This window comes from Nocardia sp. NPDC058114 (assembly GCF_042884695.1).
Taxonomy (GTDB): domain Bacteria; phylum Actinomycetota; class Actinomycetes; order Mycobacteriales; family Mycobacteriaceae; genus Nocardia.
In genome coordinates this window covers 211,661-230,037 of sequence record NZ_JBHVTK010000001.1, presented here as the reverse complement: position 1 = coordinate 230,037, position 18,377 = coordinate 211,661, and the positions used below count along the sequence as shown (strand labels likewise).

Sequence of the window (18,377 nt, the reverse complement as noted above, 5' to 3'; positions counted from 1 at the left end):
CCCGATCTTTGCGCTGTCAACCCTGAGTCTCACTCAGCGATGCCGCCCTTACATTCCGGTCGGCCGTCCGGTACTCAGAAGTGACACACGTTACAGTTTTGCCGACAGGGGTACCCCGTAGATGTCCGAAGATCAGGATCCGGCCGCTCAGATGTCGCTCACCGTCAGCGAGCGCGATCTGGACGAGCTAGCCGGGAAGCTGGCGAGCTGGCTGACCGACAGGGTCGGCGCCGACGTGACGGTCAGCAATCTGAACAAACCGTCCAGCGGCGGCATGTCGAGCACCACCATCCTGTTCGACGCCGAATGGCCGGCGGACGGGGCCGCCGAACAGGGGTCCTTCGTCATCCGGATGGCGCCCGAGGACAGCTCGTTCCCGGTGTTCGAGTCCTACGACCTGGCGATGCAGTACCAGGTGATGGCCGGCGTCGCCGCGTCCTCCGAGGTCGCCGTGCCGACGCTGCGCTGGCTCGAACTCGACGATTCGGTGTTCGGCTCCCCCTTCATCGTGATGGAGCGGGTCGAGGGCAGGGCGCCGTCGGACAATCCGCCGTACGTGTTCTTCGGCTGGCTGTTCGACGCGACGGTCGCCGAGCGCGAGCTGGTGGCGGACGCGACGGTCGAGGTGATCGCCCAGGTGCACGCCATCGACAAGGTGGCCGAGCGCTTCCCGCTGCTCGACGGTGCGGGCACCGCGCTGCGCAGGCATTTCGAGGCCCAGCGCGCCTGGTACCGGTGGGCACTGACCGACCACGGTGTCGAGGTGCCGCTGATCGAGCGGACCTTCGATTGGCTCGAGGCCAACTGGCCGGCCGATCCCGGTCCCGAAGTGCTGAACTGGGGCGACGCTCGTCCCGGCAACATCCTGTTCGACGGGTTCACCCCGGCGGCCGTGCTCGACTGGGAGATGGCGACGTTCGCGCCACGCGAACTCGACCTGGGCTGGACCATCTTCATCCACCGGTTCTTCCAGGACATCGCCACCCGCTTCGACCAGCCGGGTCTGGTGGACTTCCTGCGCCGCGACGCGGTGGTGGCGAAATACGAGGAACTGACCGGGCATTCGGTCCGGAATCTGGACTTCTACATCGTCTACGCCGCGCTGCGGCACGCGATCGTGATGGCCAGGATCAAGTGCCGGATGATCCATTTCGGCGAGGACACCGTGCCCGCCGAACTCGACGACTACGTGATGCACCGCCTCACCCTCGAGGCGTTGCTCGACGGCACCTACGAATGGGACTGACTATGCGCGCGATCATGCCCGTCCCCCTGGACGAATACCCGGTCCATCAGACCCCGCTGTCGCTGGCCAGGGTGGCCACCAGCGACCGGAACTTCTACGACCGCTATTACTTCAACGCCTTCGACCCGGCCGGCGACGCGATGCTGATCACCGGGTTCGGCGTGTACCCGAACCTCGGGGTGGTCGACGCGTTCGCGACGGTGCGCCACGGTGACGCCCAGCGCAGCGTGCGCTTCTCCGACGCGCTCACCTCGCGCGATCTGACCACCGCCGTCGGCGGCTACCGGATCGAGGTGATCGAGCCGCTCCAGAAGCTCCGAGTGGTCTGCGAGCACGACGATCTCGGGTTCGATCTGACCTGGACCGGTGCGCAGCCCGCCGTGCAGGAGCAGCCGCACCTGATCCTGTCCGGCACCAAGCCGATCATCGAGGCCTCGCGCTTCGCCCAATCGGGTTCGTGGGAGGGCACTCTCGCGGTCGACGGCATCGACTACCCGGTCGACCCGGCGGTGTGGACGGGCAGCCGCGATCGATCCTGGGGCATCCGGCCCTCCGGTGAGCCCGAACCCGCAGGCAGGCCGACCGGCATGGACGGTTTCTGGTGGCTGTACGCGCCGCTGCGGTTCCAGGATTTCTCGATCGTGGTGATCGTGCAGGAGGAGCCCGACGGCACCCGCACCCTCAACAACGCGGTGCGGATCTGGAACGACGGGCGCAAGGAACAACTGGGCTGGCCGCGCATGCACTGGACCTACGAGTCCGGCACCCGGCACCCGAAATCCGTGCGCCTGGACATGACCACCCCCGACGGGAAGCCGCTCGAGGTCGAGATCGAGTCGCGCCCCGGGATCGCCCTGCACGTCGGCTGCGGTTACGGCGCCGACCCCGACTGGACCCACGGCCGCTGGATGGGCGAGAACTGGTCGCTGTCGAGCGCCTACGACCTCACCGACCCCGCGATCAAGGGCCGCACCCCCTACGGCGTGATCGACCACATCGGCTACGCCCGCTGTGGTGATCTCGAAGGCTGGGGCCTGTTCGAACACGCCTCCATGGGCCGCCACGACCCCACGGGTTTCGCCGATTGGTCTTCCGTCGCCCCTTGACGGAACTCTCGCGCGAGAAGAAAAGGCGCCGCCGCGACAACGAGGTCGCGGCGGCTCCGATTTCTTCTGGGGTCGTATTCTTATGCTGCCGTGGCGAAGTCGGCCAGGAGCGACGGCACGGCGGCGTCGAAGCCGGCGACGTCGAGCATGCCCGCGTCGCCTGGATCGGCGATGCTGAAGTTCGTCGCCGTCATGCCGACCACCACGAGCTTGGCCCGCGGGTTCACCTCACGGCGGTAGCGGGCCAGCGCCTGGTACGGATGCACCGCACCCGCCCAGGTCTCGTTGTCGGTGAAGATCGAGAACACATCGACTTCGATGCCCTTGTCCAGCGCGTGCAGGATGGGCAGCGAGCAGTCGGTGCCGCCGAACGGCAAACCCGATATCGCCCGCACCGCGTCGTCGAGACGTTGCCGCGGCGAGATCGACAGCGGGGACAAGCCGCGCGCCCCCTGCCACCCCTGACCGCTGGCGGTGAACCCGACGATCTCGTGCCGCGGCTCGGTACGTGCGGTGACCAGGGCGAGCGCGGCCGAGGCCTCGCGCGCCGAGATCGGCAGTCCTGCGATCGCACTCGTCATCGAGCCCGACACGTCCAGCGCCAGCAGGTGACGCAGGCCGGTCGGCCGCACGAACTCGAAGGCCGCGTAGAACGCGGCGTCGAGGGCGTCGACGACCGGGGCCGAGGGCGTCCAGGTGCCCGCGCCACGCGCCGACCGCCCGGAAGCGTAGGTGCGCAACGCGATCAGCACCGACACCGGGTGCACGCGAGCCTTGCGCAGCCTCGCCGGGTCGGCGAGCTGCGCGCAGATCGCCGCGGTGCGCGGTCCGAGCGGATCGAGCAGGCCGAGACGGGTCAGGCGCGGCAGCTGTCGCAGCAGCGCCGTCTGCGGGATGCCGTTGTCGAGCAACGCTTCCCACACCGGCGCGGTGTTCAGTGCGGCGTCGGGCAGCATCTCCCAGCTGAGCCGGTACTCACGCACCAACTCCGGCACCCGCGCCACCGGTGCTTCCTGTGCCCGCTGGAAACCGTCGAGCAGTGCCAAGCCGTCGAGTTCCGGTGCGCGACCACAGATCCAGTCGAACAGCCTGCGCCGATCGTCGTCGGTGGTCGCCGGGTGTGAGAGTCGCAGCAGGTCGCGGTTCGACCAGCCCTCCCGCTGCCGGTACTTGACCACCTGGAATGCCAGGTCGTCGATCGGCTTGTCCAGGTACCAGTTCGCGACGGCACGCCGCAGACCACGACCCCAGCCACGGAACTGCTCGGCGTAGCCGGCGAACAGGAACAGGTGCGTACCGGTGCGCGCGACCAGCGGCAGCGCGGCGAAGGCGGCCCGGCGGCCCTCGACGTCACCGAGCGACGCGGCGGCGGCCAGCGCGAACAGCGCCGGGTTCTGGCGCGGCGCGCGCCCGGAGGCGGAGATCTCGACGATCTCGCGAACCAGATCGGCGGTGTGCTCAGCGGCGTATTCGACGACGAATTCAGCGTTGTCCGCTGTCAAAGCCTTCGCATCGACATAGAAAGTTCCGGATTCCGTGCCGAGCGTGAGGAAGCGACGCACCCGCGCCTGCGGGGTGATCTCGAAAACGTAGCCGCCCGCGTTGTTCACGACCTGCCGGCGATCGGCGGGCACGGTCTGCGGCGTGGCGCGACGAGAAAAGCGCGACAAGATATTCATTGTTCCCCCTCCGATACGTGTACCGGCGTCGATGTTTCGGACCCGGGACCCGACCGGGGCATGTGGTGACGTGGTGAGCGGACGGACGTGTAGTTACGGCCGAAGAACGGAAATCACTTTCCGCCACGGGGTTCGAACCCGCTGGACCCAGAGGTCGTGCCAGATAACCGACCGAATCCGGTCCGTCCTGCTCGTTCACGTTGGACAGTTGCTCAGCGGACGTGTGTGTCCCGACCGGTACAGGTGCTCTACCAGCTGAGCTACCACCACCTTGCGATGGCGGGCAGGATTCGAACCTGCGACATCCCCAATCCGAGTGGTAACCGATCAGATCCGGTCCGCCTCGCAACTGCTGACATGAATTTACTGCGCACCAACGATCTTGCCCAGCGAATTAATCTCCGGGCATCGACGACCGCGGCGAAGTCGACGCGGCGGCGACCACGATTCCGTCGACAATTGTTCTGCCGCGGACGAGTTCGCCACTGCCCGCGAGCAATGCCGCGGCTTCCGCGACGCTGGGGGTGCCGACCGCCGCCGAGGCGTGGTCCGAACGGTGCCCTACGTCGACTTCGGCCAGTTGTTCGGCGGTGAATGCCACCACGGCCACACCGAGGGTCGCCGCGGCGGTCAGCACACCGGGTTCGGTCGCACGCCGATCGAGGGTCGCCAAACAACTGATGGTGGTATCGCCGACTACCGCCCGCACCGCGCGAACGATCCGCCCCGCATCGGTGCCCGGCCGTATGCCGATGCCGACGGCCGGCGCCGGGCCCGAAGGCGTAGCACCGGTTCCCGGTTGTCGCTCACCGTCGGAAGTCGTCATCGTCGCCGTGTACCGCCGCACGCTATCAGTGGTCGAATCGTCGTGCGGCGGTGACGAATCGGGCGATCGCGTCGGGATTTCCCGCCGGATGGGTGTGCAGGTAGGAGGCGTGGACCTGGCGGAGCACAGCGCCTTCGGCGACGGAACCCGGTGCGCGCCAACCCCAGGCGGGGTTCTCCGCGCCGGTGCGGACCAGGCGGGTGCGGTGGAATTCGTGGCCTCGCACCCGCGACCCCGCGCGCCACAGCGCCGAGTCGTGCAGCGCGACGGCGTCGCGGTAGCCGAGGGTCAGGCGCGGACCGAATTCGGCGTCGGCGTCGATCACGCCTGCCATCCGATGGCCGTCGAGCGAGCGGGTGAGGTAGAGCAGGCCCGCGCACTCGGCGTGGATCGGCAAGCCCCTCGACGCACCGTCGGCCACTGCGGCGCGGAGACGCTCGTTGGCTGACAGCTGCCCCGCGTGCTCCTCCGGAAAACCACCGGGCAGGACCAATCCGGCTGTGCCGACAGGGAGTTCGTCGGTCAACGGATCGAAAACCACTACCCGGGCACCGGCCGCGACCAGTAGTTCCCGATGCTCGGCATAGCCGAATGTGAAGGCCGGACCGCCCGCCATCGCGATCAACGGATCTCTGCCCGAGACGACGCCGGACCCCGCGGCCGAGGACGCGGATTCCGCGGCGGGATCGACCGAGGTCGGCTGCCGGCGGACCATCGCCGCGTCCGTCACGCGCGGGTCGTGCGCGCGGTCGCCGTCGGAACTTGTTCCGGCCGTGGCATGTTCAGCGATGGAGGCCAGTTCGACGTGTGGATCCCACACGTCACCCAGCACCGAGCCGCCGGCCAGGGCGACGATGGCACGCAGGTCCACGTGTGCCGCGACGAGTTCTGTCATGGCGTCGACTGCGGCGGTGGCGGCGGAGCCGTGTTCGACGGCGGGGATGAGGCCGAGATGGCGGGAGGGGACTTCCAGTTCGGCCATGCGGGGCAGCGCGCCGAGAACGGGCAGACCGACACGATCGCAGGCCGCGCGCAAGACCTGTTCGTGGCGTTCGCTGCCGACGCGATTGAGGATCACACCGCCGAGGCGGACCGAGGAGTCGTAGGTGGCGAAGCCGTGCAGGAGCGCCGCGAGACTCTGGGAATGACCACGGGCGTCGACCACCAGCACCACCGGTGCCCCGAGCAGCCCCGCCACCTGCGCGGTGGAACCCTCGGCGATCGCGTCGCCGCGGTTCTCGTCGATCCGGCCGTCGAACAGGCCCATCACGCCTTCGACGACGGCGATATCGCAGCCCTGCGCGCCGTGGCGATACAGCGGCACCACCCGATCCTCGCCCACCAGAACGGGATCCAGATTGCGCCCCGGCCGCCCGGCCGCGAGCCCGTGGTAGCCGGGGTCGATGTAGTCGGGTCCCACCTTGAACGGTGCCACCCGATGCCCGGCCCGTCGCAGCGCACCGATCAGCCCGGTGGCCAAGGTGGTCTTCCCGCTCCCCGATGCCGGGGCCGCGATCACTACTGCGGGAGCACTCACCATTCGATACCGCGTTGGCCCTTGCGACCCGCGTCCATCGGGTGCTTGACCTTCGTCATCTCGGTGACCAGGTCGGCGGCCTCGATCAGGGCCGGGGGCGCGTCGCGACCGGTAATGACCACGTGCTGGTTGCCAGGGCGGTGGGTGAGGGTGTCGACGACCTCGTCGATGTCGACCCAGCCCCATTTGAGCGGGTAGGTGAACTCGTCGAGGACGTAGAAGCGGTGCTGTTCGGCGGCGAGGCGGCGGGCGATCTCCTGCCAGCCGGACAGGGCGGCGGCCGCGTGGTCCTCCTCGGTGCCGTGCTTGCGGGTCCAGGACCAGCCTTCGCCCATCTTGTGCCACTCGACCGCGCCACCCGCGCCGGTCTCCTCGTGCAGGGTGCCGAGGGTCCGGAAGGCGGCTTCCTCGCCGACCTTCCATTTCGCGCTCTTCACGAACTGGAAGACCGCCACGTCGAAGCCCTGGTTCCAGGCCCGCAACGCCATCCCGAACGCCGCGGTGGACTTGCCCTTGCCCGGCCCGGTGTGCACGGCGAGCACCGGCTGATTGCGCCGCTGCCGAGTGGTCAGACCGTCCTCGGGGACGGTCTCCGGAACACCTTTGGGCACGGAAACTCCTCTTCTCGACGCACGCGAGGTGCGCGTTCTGCACGACCTCGCGGTCGATATCTGTCGCACGACGGCGCGCTCGAATGTCGAAGCCCGCTCCGCGACCCGTACCTCTCGGGCCGGCCACGCGTGCCGGTTCGTCACCCTTTCTATCAGGGTGCGCCCGGCACACTCACAGGGCTCGACCCCTACGCCGGACGGGCTGGAACCTCTACGCCGCTCGAGCGGGCAGACCCGTGGCACGGACCACGTCGGCGACTGTCTCGCCGGTGAGTTCGGTCAAGCGCAGGTAGCGGGCGCGCAGGTCGCGAGCGAGTTCGGCGGCGAGGCCGAGCCGGATCATGCCGCGCTCGCAGTCGATGACCATGGCGGTGTGTCCTTGCGCGGCCAGCAGCTTGGCGGCGGTGCGCGCCCGTGGCAGCGGGTCGGTGCCGCCGGTAGCACGGCCGTCGGTGAGCAGGATCAGCATCGGGCGGCGGCGGGGGTCGCGGACGTGTTCGCGGGCGATCACCTCGCGCGCCTTCTGCAAGCCCGCGGCGAGTGGCGTTTTGCCGCCGGTGCGCATCCCGGCCAGGCGGCGGACCGCGATGTCGACCGAGGAGGTGGGCGGCAGAACGAGTTCGGCCGTACTGCCGCGGACGCTGATCACGGCCACCTTGTCGCGGCGCTGATAGGCATCGCGCAGCAGCGTGACAATCGCGCCGGTGACGGCGGTGAGACGGTCGCGCGCGGCCATCGAGCCGGACGCGTCGACCACGAAAACGACCAGATTGCCTTCTCTGCCTTCGCGATACGCGCCGCGCAGGTCCTCGGTTTCCAGGGCGAGTGGGCCGCTGATCCTGCCACGCTCGAATTGCTTCGGCGCGGCCGCGAAGACGGTGCCGAGCAGGTGCAGGCCGGTCGACGGGTCGGCGTCGGGGCGGACCGTACGGCCGGTCCTGGTCCGGGCGCGCGAACGGCGCCCGGGGGCACCTTCGCCGATACCGGGGACCTCCCACCGCGGCGCGGGCTTGCCTGCCGAAGTCGGTGTGCCCGAAAGTTTTTCGGGTCCGGGTCGCGAACCGTTGCCCGCGTTGTCCTGGTTGGAGCTGTCCGAGCGGTCGCCGCCGGAACCGCCGCCGCCCGGTCCGCCACCGTCCGGTCCTCGATCGTCCGGGCCGCCGCCATCAGGGCCGCCGTCATCATCAGGACCATCATCGGGACCCAGGCCGTCCGGACCGCTTTCGCGACCGCTGCCTCGCGACCGCTCGTCCTCGCGGCCACCGGGGTCGACATCGTCCGGGTGCGCGCTGTCACCGCCATCGGCGTCGAGCTCGTCCCGATGGCCGTTCCCCTCGGCACCCGGTCCACGCGAACCGTCGAATTCCTCATCCCCCGAAGCCTTGTCGACCTCGGCGGCCGCGGCGTCCATCGCTTCGTCGAGCTGCTGCTCGCTGATCCCGGGCTCGTCGAACGGATCCCGCCGACGACGGTGCGGCAGCGCGAGTTCCGCCGCGATCCGCACATCGTCCTCGGTGACCCGATCCCGTCCACGCCACGCGGCATGCGCGGTCGCGGTCCGGGCGACGACGAGGTCGGCACGCATCCCGTCGACATCGAACGACGCGCACAGCGCCGCGATCCGGCGCAGCTCCGCATTGTCCAGCGCGACCTCGGGCAACCGGTCGCGTGCGGTCAGAATGCGTTCGGCCACCACCTGATCGGCGTCGACATAGCGGGCGGCGAACGCGGCCGGGTCGGCCTCGTAGTCGAGGCGACGGCGCACCACCGCCATCCGCACGTCGACCTCGCGCGAGGCCGCCACATCGACAGTGAGCCCGAACCGGTCGAGCAGCTGCGGGCGCAACTCGCCCTCTTCGGGGTTCATCGTGCCGACCAGCACGAACCGCGCCGGATGCGAGTGCGAGACACCGTCGCGCTCGACGTGCACGCGTCCCATCGCCGCCGCGTCGAGCAGCACGTCCACCAGGTGGTCGTGCAGCAGGTTCACTTCGTCCACGTAGAGCACGCCGTGGTGGGCAGCGGCGAGCAGCCCGGGCCGGAACGCCTGCTCCCCGTCGCGCAGCACCCGCTCGAGATCGAGTGACCCGACGACGCGGTCCTCGGTGGCGCCGACCGGCAACTCCACGAGCCGGGCGGGCCGGGCCCCGGTCTCGTCGACCACGGGCGGCAGCAACTGCGCGAGCGCGCGGACCACGGTCGACTTCGCCGTGCCCTTCTCACCCCGCACCAGCACCCCGCCGATCCCGGGGTGCACGGCCGACAAGATCAACGCCAGCTGCAATCGCTCCTGCCCCACCACAGCGGAGAACGGGAATCCCGCCTCACCCGCCGCACGTGCGGCGGTGTGCGGACCAGCGGCGACATCAGCAAAACCAGGCACGCCCCAACTCTATGCGCGCGCCGTTGCGGGCCCTCCCCCGGGCATCGACGGGCGGTGTACCGCCTCAGCCGCGCCGCATCGGCACGTGCATGATCCCGTCGTCGTCGTATTCGGGCCCGTCGACGGCGAAACCGAACTTCGCGTACATGCCGACCAGGTGCGACTGGGCATCCAGTCGCACAGTGGCCGAGCCGGTTTCGGCCAGTGCGGCCTGCATCAGCCGGGTGGTGTACCCGTGTTTACGAGCGGACTGCGCGACGCAGACCCGGCCGATGCGATAGCTGGTGACCCCGTTATCGGACTCGTCGAGCAGGCGCAACGTGGCGAGCACGGAACCGTCGTCGAGCCACAGGTGCCGCGTCGTCGCCAGCAGGTCGCGCCCGTCCAGCTCGGGATAGGCGCATTCCTGCTCGACGACGAACACTTCGACGCGCAGGCACAACAACCGGTACAGGGTGGCGGCGTCGAGATCCGCCGCCCACGCCCGTCTCAGTTCGGCGCTCACACCTGGGCGTAGCTCGAGACCTGCTCGTTCGCAGGCGCGGTGTTGCCGTCCAGCTTCAGCGACTTGCTGGTCCAGTCCCACACTTCCTGGAACAGGGCCTGGTTCTCCGACAGCTTCTGGCCGAGGGAGGGGATCATCTGCTGCAGCTGCGGCGTCCAGCCGGTGTACTGCTCCGGGAAGCACCGCTGCATCACGTCGAGCATGGCGGTGACGCAGGTCGACGCACCCGGCGACGCACCGAGCAGACCGGCGATGGAGCCGTCCTGCGCGGAGATGACCGCGGTGCCGAACTCGAGCACGCCACCCACACCCTTGCGGCGGATGACCTGCACGCGCTGACCGGCGGTGATGAGCTCCCAGTCGCGGCCCTGCGCGCGCGGCAGGAACTCCCCGAGTACGCCCACCTTGCCGTTCTGCGACTTGAGCAGCTCTTCGACCAGGTACTTGGTCAGGCCGAGCTCGGTGAGGCCGACGCCGACGAGCGAGCCGATGTTGTTCGGCTTGATCGACTTGAACAGGTCGGCGTTGGAGCCGTCCTTGAGGAACTTGGGGGTCCAGCCGGCATAGGGGCCGAACAGCAGGCCCTTCTGGCCGTTGATGACGCGGGTGTCGAGGTGCGGCACCGACATGGGCGGCGCGCCGACGGCGGCCTTGCCGTAGACCTTGGCCTCGTGCGCGGCGATCAGCTCCGGGTTGGTGGAGCGCAGGAACTGGCCGCTGATCGGGAAGCCGCCGAAGCCCTTGGCTTCGGCGATGCCTGCCTTCTGCAGCAGCGGCAGCGCGCCACCACCGGCGCCGACGAACACGAACTTCGCGTTGATGGTGCGCGACTGGTAGGTGCGCAGGTTGCGGACGGTGACGTTCCACGATCCGTCGGACTGCTTGTCGAGGTTGCGGACCTCGGTGCCGAAGGCGATCTCGCCGCCGGAGTAGCCGATGTAGGCGAGCAGCTGCTTGGTGAGCGCGCCGAAGTCGATATCGGTGCCGCCGTCGGACCAGTTCAGCGCGATCGGGTCGCTGAAGTCACGGCCCTTGGCCATCAGCGGCAGGCGCGCGGCGAACTCGTCGGGGGTGTCGATGTACTCCATGCCACGGAACAGCGGGTGCGGCGACAGTGCCTCGTAGCGCTTGCGCAGGTAGTCGACGTTGTCGGCGCCGTGCACGAAGCTGACGTGCGGGATGGGGTTGATGAAGCCCGCGGGGTCGTCCAGCACGCCTGCGTCGACAGCGGAGGCCCAGAACTGGCGCGAGACCTGGAAGCGCTCGTTGATGTCGACGGCCTTGCTCACGTCGACCGAGCCGTCGGCGTTCTGCGGGCTGTAGTTGAGCTCACACAGCGCCGAGTGGCCGGTGCCCGCGTTGTTCCACGGGTCGCTGCTCTCCGCGGCGGCGGCGTCGAGCCGCTCGAACACCGAGATCGTCCAATCCGGCTGCAGCTGCCGCAGCAGCGCGCCCAGCGTGGCACTCATGATGCCAGCGCCGATGAGAACTACATCGGTCTTTTCACTCTTCGCAGCGTTCGGCACGGGTAGATCGACTTCCTTGTCCTTCTCAGCTACCCACCGGCAGGTGAGTTCGCTTGGCGCGGGCGCTTTGGCGGTGTTCATGCGACTCGCGGTGAATCGCCGGGAGGTAGGTTACCCGTCGTTCACCTGATGCCAATTGTGCACCTCAGCTGAGCACAGTTCTGCAACGGACCTCCCGAATGTGATGAAAAGCAAGCCTGCACGTCACCATGACCGCGCGATAGATTGAGCAGTGTGACGAAAGAAACCCTCGCTGATCGAACCGACGAGCAGTGGCAACCCGATGTTCTCGGCACCGCCTATCAACAGCGGACCCTCCCGCTCGGTATCGACCCCGACGGTGAGGGCGAGGTGGTGGCCACGCTCGTGCGCTATCTGCCCGATGCCACGGCGCCGGCGATCGAGCCGACCGTGCTCTACGTGCACGGGTTCACCGACTACTTCTTCCAGGAGCACCTGGCCGAGCATTTCGCGGCGCGCGGGCACCGGTTCTACGCACTCGACCTGCGTAAATGCGGGCGGTCGCGGCGAGAAGGACAGAGCGCGCACTATGTGAGCGACCTGGCGCTCTACGACGACGAGCTGACCGAGGCGCTGCGGATCGCGCGCGAGGAGACCGGCAACGATGTGCTGATCGTCGCGCATTCGACCGGTGGCCTGATCGTGCCGCTGTGGCTGGACCGGCTCGAGGCGGCCGGTGGCAGCGCGGCGGCGGGCGTGGCCGGGGTCGTCCTCAACAGTCCCTGGTTCGACCTCCAGGGACCGTCCTTCTACCGCACCGTCGGCACCCCCGTGATCAACGCGGTGGGCCGGTTCCGCGCCTTCGCCCAGTTGCCCGGCGGCGTCAGCACCGCCTACGGCGACAGCCTGCACACCAGCCGCTCGGGTGAGTGGGATTACAACCTGGACTGGAAGCCGCTCAGCGGTGAACCGGTGCGGCTGGGCTGGCTGCGCGCCATCCGCCGGGGACACGCGCGCCTGCACCAGGGCCTGACCATCGGCGTGCCGGCGCTGATCCTGCGTTCGCGGCTCACCAAGTTCGCCCGTGAGCACTCCCCCGCCGTCGACGTGGCCGATGCCGTGCTCGATGTGAAGCAGATCCAGCGCTGGGCGGGTTGTCTGGGCGAGCGCACCTCGATCGTCCCGATCGACGGCGCCCGCCACGACGTGTTCCTGTCCTCGGAAGCCGTGCGCGCCAACGCGTTCCAGGAAACCGACAATTGGCTCGACTGGTTGGCGGCCTACCGCAAGTCCTGATCCGGACACACCGCTCACCAGGCACTGGCGCGATCAGCGATCCGCGTCAGTGCCTGGTGAGCTCGGCCGCATCTACCAGAGGCTGGTGCGCAGGACGATCTCGGTGGCGAATTCGTGGCCCGCCTCGGTGGCGATGTTGTCGACTTCCAGTGGGACGACCCGGAATTCGCCGTAGACATAGCGGCCGGAGGCGTCGGCGGTGGCGCGGGGCAGGCCCTTGGTGACCAGCATCGTGACGGGCAGTTCCAGCGGCGGACAGGTCGCGTCGGGGACTCGGCCGTCGGCGTCGGGAACCGCCGGGTGCCCGTGGTCGGCGACGACCAGACTCATGAACCGGCCGAACCGGCCCGCGCACACCCGCCACGCCAGCGCCGCGCCCGACCCACGCCCCGCGACGTTGACGTAGGGCAGTTCGAGTTCGTCGAGAATCGCGCGCACACCCGCCGGATCGAGCCCCTCGACAGACTCCACGACGATGGTCTGCAAGTCGGATTCGTGCAGCCGCGTGCACACCTTGTCGAACACGTCGGCAGGGTCGTCCGCATCGGGAAGCAGCAGCACATTGTGCCGCGAAGATGGTCCGTCGACCCGCACCGTCCAGGCCTGGTCACCGACCGTGATCTGCCGAGATTTCATGCCGGGTTACGGTACACGTCCAGCCTGAACAACGCGGCCTGTTCCGCCGCGGCCCGCCGATCCGCACACCCCCGTGTACTGGGCTTTCACTGTCCACAACACCCGAATTGCCGAACCTGTCACAACGCCGCGCCCCGGGCTGTGAGGCGAGACGAGCCGCACACCGCCGCGTCCACAGCGCGCCGGGTCACTGGGACGTTCGGATGACCGGGATGCCGGCCGGGGCGCCGTCGCGGATCAACTGGTCCAGCGCCACGAGGTCGACGTGTTTCTCGATGAGGTCGGCGAGGAGGTCGAGTTGCGCGGATCGGACGGCCGCGACCGAGGTGCCGGGCGCGACGGTGAAGCCGGTGCGTCCGGCGCGGGCGGCCACCTCGGTGAGCCAGGTGCGGCGGAACTCGTCGGACTCGAGGAGCCCGTGGACATGGGTGCCCCAGATCGCTTCTCGCACACTCCCTTCCGGGTCGCCGTCGATGGTCAGCCAGGCGGGGTCGGCGGTGCGGGTGACGCGGCCGTGATGGATCTCGTAGCCGTGCAGGGGGTCCGCGCCCGCGATGCCCGACACCTGCCGGGCGATCTTGGGGTCCGCGAATTCGATATCGAGGTCGAGGAGACCGAGGCCGTCCACCACGCAGGGCCGCGCAGACCCCGATTCGGGGACGTCGGCCTGACCCGCTGCCGCTGTGTGCTCGACGCCGTCGACGATGCGGGTGCCGAGCATCTGGTAGCCGCCACAGATGCCGAGGACGGGACGGCCTGCGACGGCGCGAGCACGAAGAGCATCGGCGATTCCGTTGGCGCGCAACCAGTTCAGGTCGGAGATGGTCGCCTTGCTGCCGGGAACGATCACGAGGTCGGCGGTGGCCAGCTGATGGGGGCTGTCGGCCCAGCGGACCGAGACGCCGGGTTCGCAGGCGAGAGCCTCGATGTCGGTGGAGTTGGAGATTCGCGGGAGGCGGACGGCGGCCACGGTGAGCCAGTCGGTGCCGTGCGGCGGGCCGGGGCGGCCCACGGGGGCACCGGAGAGGGTGCCGAGGGAATCTTCGGCATCGAGCCAGAGCTCCTCGGCGAAGGGAAGAACGCCGAGGGTGGGGCGGCCGGTCAGCGCGACCAGCTGGTCGAGGCCGGGTTGCAGCAGGGACACGTCGCCGCGGAATTTATTGATGAGGAAGCCCGCGATGAGCTGCTGATCTTCGGGTTCCAGCACGGCGACGGTGCCGAACAGGTGGGCGAGAACGCCGCCGCGGTCGATGTCGCCCACCACCAGGACCGGAATATCGGCGGCGCGGGCCAAACCCATGTTCGCGAGATCGGTTGCCCTGAGGTTGATTTCGGCCGGTGAGCCCGCCCCCTCACAGATCACTACGTCGAATTCGTCACGTAACGAGGCCAATTCGGCCGCGACGACCTCGCGCAGTTCCTGCCGACGAGTGAAATAGTCACGCGCGCCGACAGTTCCGACAGCGGCGCCGCGAACCACCAGCTGCGAGCGGCGATCGCTACCGGGCTTCAACAGCACCGGGTTGAACCGCACGCTCGGCTCCAGCCCGCAGGCTCGTGCTTGCAGCGCCTGGGCGCGCCCGATCTCCCCGCCGTCGAGGGTGACGACCGAGTTGTTCGACATGTTCTGCGCCTTGAACGGCGCCACCCGCACCCCGCGCCGCGCCAGCATCCGGCAGATACCCGCCACCACGACACTCTTCCCGGCGTCGGAGGTGGTACCCGCGATCAACAGCGCGCCGCGCAGGGGCGCACTCACGGCAGCGTGAGAATTTCCGCGCCCGTGTCGGTGACGACCCAAAGGCGCGAGCCTCGACCTGCGCCGATTCACGGCAAGGTCAGAACTTCCGCACCCGTGTCGGTGACGACCAGTGTGTGCTCGAACTGCGCGGTCCACTTGCGGTCCTGGGTGACCACGGTCCAGCCGTCGTCCCAGATGTCGTAGTCGATGCCGCCGAGGTTGATCATCGGCTCGATCGTGAAGGTCATGCCGGGCTCGATCACCGACTCGATGTTGGGCTGGTCGTAGTGCAGCACCACCAGTCCGCTGTGGAAGGTGGGGCCGACGCCGTGGCCGGTGAAGTCGCGCACCACGCCGTAGCCGAAGCGGTTGGCGTAGGCCTCGATGACACGCCCGACCACGTTCAGGGCGCGACCCGGCTTGACCGCCTTGATGGCCCGGTTGGTGGCCTCTTCGGTGCGCTCGACGAGCAGACGCACCTCCTCGTCGACATCGCCGGCCAGGAAGGTCTTGTTGGTGTCGCCGTGCACGCCGTGGATGAAGGCGGTGACGTCGATATTGACGATGTCACCGTCTTCGACCACCGTCGAGTCGGGGATGCCGTGGCAGATGACCTCGTTGAGCGAGGTGCAGCAGGATTTGGGAAAACCCTTGTAGCCCAGCGTCGACGGGTAGGCGCCGTGGTCGCACATGTACTCGTGGGCGATCCGGTCGAGTTCGTCGGTGGTAACGCCGGGAACCACGGCCTTACCCGCCTCTTCGAGTGCCCGCGCCGCGATCTTGCCGGCGATTCGCATCTTCTCGATGGTCTCGGTGGTCTGTACCCAGGGCTCGTTGCCCTCGTTCGCGGTCTTCTTCCACACGTATTCGGGCCGCTCGATGGAGCGGGGAACTTCCCGGATCGGCGACTGGGTACCGGGAACTAGTGGCTGACGGGTGCGCACGGACATGAGAGCAGTGTATCTATGCGCGCTCGTCGCCGTCGGTCCCAGCCCGTCGGACCACCGGCTCCAAACGGACGATGATGCCTTTCGAGGTCGGCGTGTTGCTGATGTCGGCGACGCTGTCGAGCGGAACCAGCACGTTGGTCTCCGGGTAGTACGCGGCGGCCGACCCACGGCTGGCCGGGTACCCGACGGCGACGAACTTCTCCGCGCGGCGCTCAGTGCCGTCGTGCCAGATGCTGACGATGTCGACCAGCTCCCCGTCGGCGATCCCCCGCTCGGCCAGGTCGTCGGGGTTGACCATCACCACCCGGCGGGCGTGGTGGATGCCGCGATAGCGGTCGTTGCTCGCGTAGGGAATGGTGTTCCACTGATCGTGGGACCGCAGTGATTGCAGCACAAGGTATCCCGGCGGCGCGTCGATCATGTCGAAGTCGTTGCGGGTGAACTCGGCCTTCCCGCTCGCGGTGCGGTAGATGCCCTGGTTGACCGGATTGACCAGCAGCATCCCGCCCGGCGCGGTGACCCGCTCGTTGAAGTTCTCGAAGCCGGGCACCACCCGGGAGATACGGTCGCGCACGGTGCTGTAGTCGGCGACGAATTCCTCCCACGGAATCGTGGACTCCGCGCCCAGCGTGCTGCGCGCCAGCCGGGAGATGATCGCGATCTCGCTCAGCAGGTCGGGTGAGGCCGGGTCGAGGCGCCCCCGCGACGTGCGGACCTGGCTCATCGAATCCTCGACCGTGTAGAACTGCTCGCCGGTGGCCTGGATGTCGCGATCGCTGCGACCCAGTGTGGGCAGGATCAGTGCCGTCTCGCCGCAGACCGTGTGGGAGCGGTTGAGTTTGGTGGAGATCTGCACGGTCAGCGAACACTGCCGCAGGGCCGCTTCGGTGACCTCGCTGTCGGGCGTGGCCCGCACGAAATTGCCTGCGACACCGACGAATACCTTCGCCTTGCCGTCGCGCATGGCACGGATGGCACCGACCGCGTCCAGCCCGTGGGCCGCGGGCGGGGTGAAACCGAACTCCGTGCCGAGCGCGTCCAGGAACGACTGCGGCATCCGCTCCCAGATGCCCATGGTGCGGTCGCCCTGGACATTGCTGTGCCCGCGCACCGGACACACCCCGGCGCCGGGTCGGCCGAGGTTGCCGCGCAGCAGCAGGAAGTCGACGATCTCGCGGATCGTGGGCACGCCGTGCTTGTGCTGGGTCAAACCCATCGCCCAGCACACGATGACCTTCTTGCTGGCCAGCACCTGCTGGTGCACGGCCTCGATCTCCGCGCGCGTGAGCCCGGTGGCGGTGAGCGCGTGCTCCCAGCTCACTGTCCTGGCGTGCTCGGCGAAGGCGTCGAAACCGCTGGTGTGCGCGGCGATGAACGCGTGGTCGAGCACCGTGCCCGGCGCCGCGTCCTCGGCGTCGAGGAGCAGTTTGTTCAGCATCTGGAACAGGGCCAGGTCGCCGCCGGGGCGGATCTTGAGGAAGATATCGGCGATCTCGGTGCCGCGCCCGAGCACCCCGCGCGCCTTCTGCGGGTTCTTGAACCGGATCAGCCCGGCCTCGGGCAGCGGGTTCACCGCCACGATCTTGCCGCCGTTGCGTTTGGTCTCCTCGAGCGCCGACAGCATGCGCGGATGGTTCGTGCCGGGGTTCTGGCCGACGACGAAGACCAGGTCGGCTTCGTAGATGTCGTCGAGGGACACGCTGCCCTTGCCGACACCGATGGTCTGCGCCAACGCGGAACCGCTCGACTCGTGGCACAGGTTCGAGCAGTCGGGCAGGTTGTTGGTGCCATAGGCGCGGGCGAACAGTTGCAGCAGGAACGCGGCCTCGTTGTTGAGCCGCCCCGAGGTGTAGAACAGGGCCTCGTCGGGGCTGTCGAGCCCACGCAGTTCGCCGGCCAGCACGCCGAACGCATCGTCCCAGCCGATGGGCTCGTAGTGCGTGGCGCCGGGCCGCTTCACCATCGGCTCGGTGAGCCTGCCCTGCTGGTTGAGCCAGTAGTCCGACATGGTGTCGAGCTCGGCGACCGGATGCTCGGCGAAGAACTGCCGGGTGACGCGGCGGGTGGTGGCCTCGTCGCTGATGTGCTTGGCGCCGTTTTCGCAGTACTCGTTGAGGTGGCGGCGCGTGGGCTCGGGCCACGCGCAGCCCGGACAGTCGAAGCCCTTGGTCTGATTGATGTTGAGCAAGGTGAGCGCGGTGCGGGCCGGGGAGTTCTGCGAGAGCGAGTACTCGATCGCGTGCGCCACCGCGGGAACGCCGACCGCCCAGGTCTTGGGCGGGGTCACGCTCAGATCATCTTCTGGGTCCTCGATCGAGGTCATGTGTCAGCTTCTCTTCAGTTCTGCGGCACCGCGCGGTCGGCATATCTGACA

14 protein-coding genes and 1 tRNA gene are annotated in these 18,377 nt (G+C 68.6%); 3 read left to right on the top strand and 12 right to left on the bottom strand.

Annotation, left to right across the window (positions count from 1 at the left end; translation table 11 throughout):
* Positions 1–121: 121 nt before the first annotated feature.
* Together ACFVVI_RS01080 and ACFVVI_RS01075 are read left to right on the top strand one after the other, a co-directional pair.
* Positions 122–1,246, top strand: coding sequence for a phosphotransferase family protein (locus tag ACFVVI_RS01080; protein ID WP_387442269.1), 1,125 nt, complete (start codon positions 122–124; stop codon positions 1,244–1,246).
* Between the two features lie 14 nt (positions 1,247–1,260).
* Positions 1,261–2,352 carry a hypothetical protein gene (locus ACFVVI_RS01075; RefSeq protein ID WP_378992295.1) on the top strand — a complete coding sequence of 364 codons (1,092 nt, stop codon included), beginning with the start codon at positions 1,261–1,263 and terminating at the stop codon, positions 2,350–2,352.
* 80 nt (positions 2,353–2,432) lie between these two features.
* Here ACFVVI_RS01075 and ACFVVI_RS01070 read toward each other — a convergent pair whose 3' ends face one another.
* From ACFVVI_RS01070 to mqo, 8 genes are all read right to left on the bottom strand, one after another.
* On the bottom strand, positions 2,433–4,031 hold the full coding sequence (locus tag ACFVVI_RS01070) for a TROVE domain-containing protein (RefSeq protein WP_387442267.1): 1,599 nt from the start codon (positions 4,029–4,031) through the stop codon (positions 2,433–2,435).
* A 277-nt stretch (positions 4,032–4,308) separates the two neighbouring features.
* Positions 4,309–4,374: transfer RNA gene (locus ACFVVI_RS01065), tRNA-Pro, on the bottom strand.
* A 51-nt stretch (positions 4,375–4,425) separates the two neighbouring features.
* A complete protein-coding gene (locus ACFVVI_RS01060; protein ID WP_387442264.1) occupies positions 4,426–4,857 on the bottom strand; it encodes a cobalamin biosynthesis protein in 432 nt (143 codons plus the stop codon).
* Between the two features lie 25 nt (positions 4,858–4,882).
* Positions 4,883–6,397, bottom strand: coding sequence for a cobyrinate a,c-diamide synthase (locus ACFVVI_RS01055; protein WP_387442262.1), 1,515 nt, complete (start codon positions 6,395–6,397; stop codon positions 4,883–4,885).
* A complete protein-coding gene (gene cobO / locus ACFVVI_RS01050; RefSeq protein WP_378626475.1) occupies positions 6,391–7,005 on the bottom strand; it encodes a cob(I)yrinic acid a,c-diamide adenosyltransferase in 615 nt (204 codons plus the stop codon). The genes ACFVVI_RS01055 and cobO overlap by 7 nt, the downstream gene beginning before the upstream one ends.
* A gap of 211 nt (positions 7,006–7,216) precedes the next feature.
* Positions 7,217–9,307, bottom strand: a complete 2,091-nt coding sequence (locus tag ACFVVI_RS01045; RefSeq protein WP_387444409.1) for a VWA domain-containing protein — start codon at positions 9,305–9,307, stop codon at positions 7,217–7,219.
* A gap of 145 nt (positions 9,308–9,452) precedes the next feature.
* Positions 9,453–9,893 (bottom strand): GNAT family N-acetyltransferase, encoded by a 441-nt coding sequence (locus ACFVVI_RS01040; protein ID WP_379312017.1) that lies wholly within the window; start codon positions 9,891–9,893, stop codon positions 9,453–9,455.
* Positions 9,890–11,500, bottom strand: coding sequence for a malate dehydrogenase (quinone) (gene mqo / locus ACFVVI_RS01035; RefSeq protein ID WP_379312016.1), 1,611 nt, complete (start codon positions 11,498–11,500; stop codon positions 9,890–9,892). The genes ACFVVI_RS01040 and mqo overlap by 4 nt, the downstream gene beginning before the upstream one ends.
* Before the next feature lie 153 nt (positions 11,501–11,653).
* On the opposite strand from mqo, the gene ACFVVI_RS01030 reads away from it, so the two are divergent.
* Positions 11,654–12,676, top strand: a complete 1,023-nt coding sequence (locus ACFVVI_RS01030) for an alpha/beta hydrolase (protein WP_378992287.1) — start codon at positions 11,654–11,656, stop codon at positions 12,674–12,676.
* Between the two features lie 72 nt (positions 12,677–12,748).
* Here ACFVVI_RS01030 and ACFVVI_RS01025 read toward each other — a convergent pair whose 3' ends face one another.
* From ACFVVI_RS01025 to ACFVVI_RS01010, 4 genes are all read right to left on the bottom strand, one after another.
* The gene (locus ACFVVI_RS01025; RefSeq protein ID WP_387442258.1) at positions 12,749–13,312 is read right to left on the bottom strand and encodes an alpha/beta hydrolase; all 564 of its coding nucleotides are present in this window, start codon (positions 13,310–13,312) and stop codon (positions 12,749–12,751) included.
* Between the two features lie 187 nt (positions 13,313–13,499).
* Entirely contained in the window at positions 13,500–15,071 is a 1,572-nt protein-coding gene (locus ACFVVI_RS01020; protein ID WP_387442255.1) for a cobyric acid synthase, read from the bottom strand.
* A 68-nt stretch (positions 15,072–15,139) separates the two neighbouring features.
* Complete coding sequence (map, locus tag ACFVVI_RS01015; RefSeq protein ID WP_378992285.1) at positions 15,140–16,003, bottom strand: type I methionyl aminopeptidase; 864 nt, start codon at positions 16,001–16,003, stop codon at positions 15,140–15,142.
* A gap of 13 nt (positions 16,004–16,016) precedes the next feature.
* Positions 16,017–18,326 carry an FdhF/YdeP family oxidoreductase gene (locus tag ACFVVI_RS01010; protein ID WP_387442253.1) on the bottom strand — a complete coding sequence of 770 codons (2,310 nt, stop codon included), beginning with the start codon at positions 18,324–18,326 and terminating at the stop codon, positions 16,017–16,019.
* Positions 18,327–18,377: the final 51 nt, after the last annotated feature.

Coding starts and splice junctions, on each gene's coding strand:
- ACFVVI_RS01080 (WP_387442269.1), top strand. CDS start 122: ATGTCCGAAGATCAGGATCCGGCCGCTCAGATGTCGCTCACCGTCAGC.
- ACFVVI_RS01075 (WP_378992295.1), top strand. CDS start 1,261: ATGCCCGTCCCCCTGGACGAATACCCGGTCCATCAGACCCCGCTGTCG.
- ACFVVI_RS01070 (WP_387442267.1), bottom strand. CDS start 4,031: ATGAATATCTTGTCGCGCTTTTCTCGTCGCGCCACGCCGCAGACCGTG.
- ACFVVI_RS01060 (WP_387442264.1), bottom strand. CDS start 4,857: ATGACGACTTCCGACGGTGAGCGACAACCGGGAACCGGTGCTACGCCT.
- ACFVVI_RS01055 (WP_387442262.1), bottom strand. CDS start 6,397: ATGGTGAGTGCTCCCGCAGTAGTGATCGCGGCCCCGGCATCGGGGAGC.
- mqo (WP_379312016.1), bottom strand. CDS start 11,500: ATGAACACCGCCAAAGCGCCCGCGCCAAGCGAACTCACCTGCCGGTGG.
- ACFVVI_RS01025 (WP_387442258.1), bottom strand. CDS start 13,312: ATGAAATCTCGGCAGATCACGGTCGGTGACCAGGCCTGGACGGTGCGG.
- map (WP_378992285.1), bottom strand. CDS start 16,003: ATGTCCGTGCGCACCCGTCAGCCACTAGTTCCCGGTACCCAGTCGCCG.
- ACFVVI_RS01010 (WP_387442253.1), bottom strand. CDS start 18,326: ATGACCTCGATCGAGGACCCAGAAGATGATCTGAGCGTGACCCCGCCC.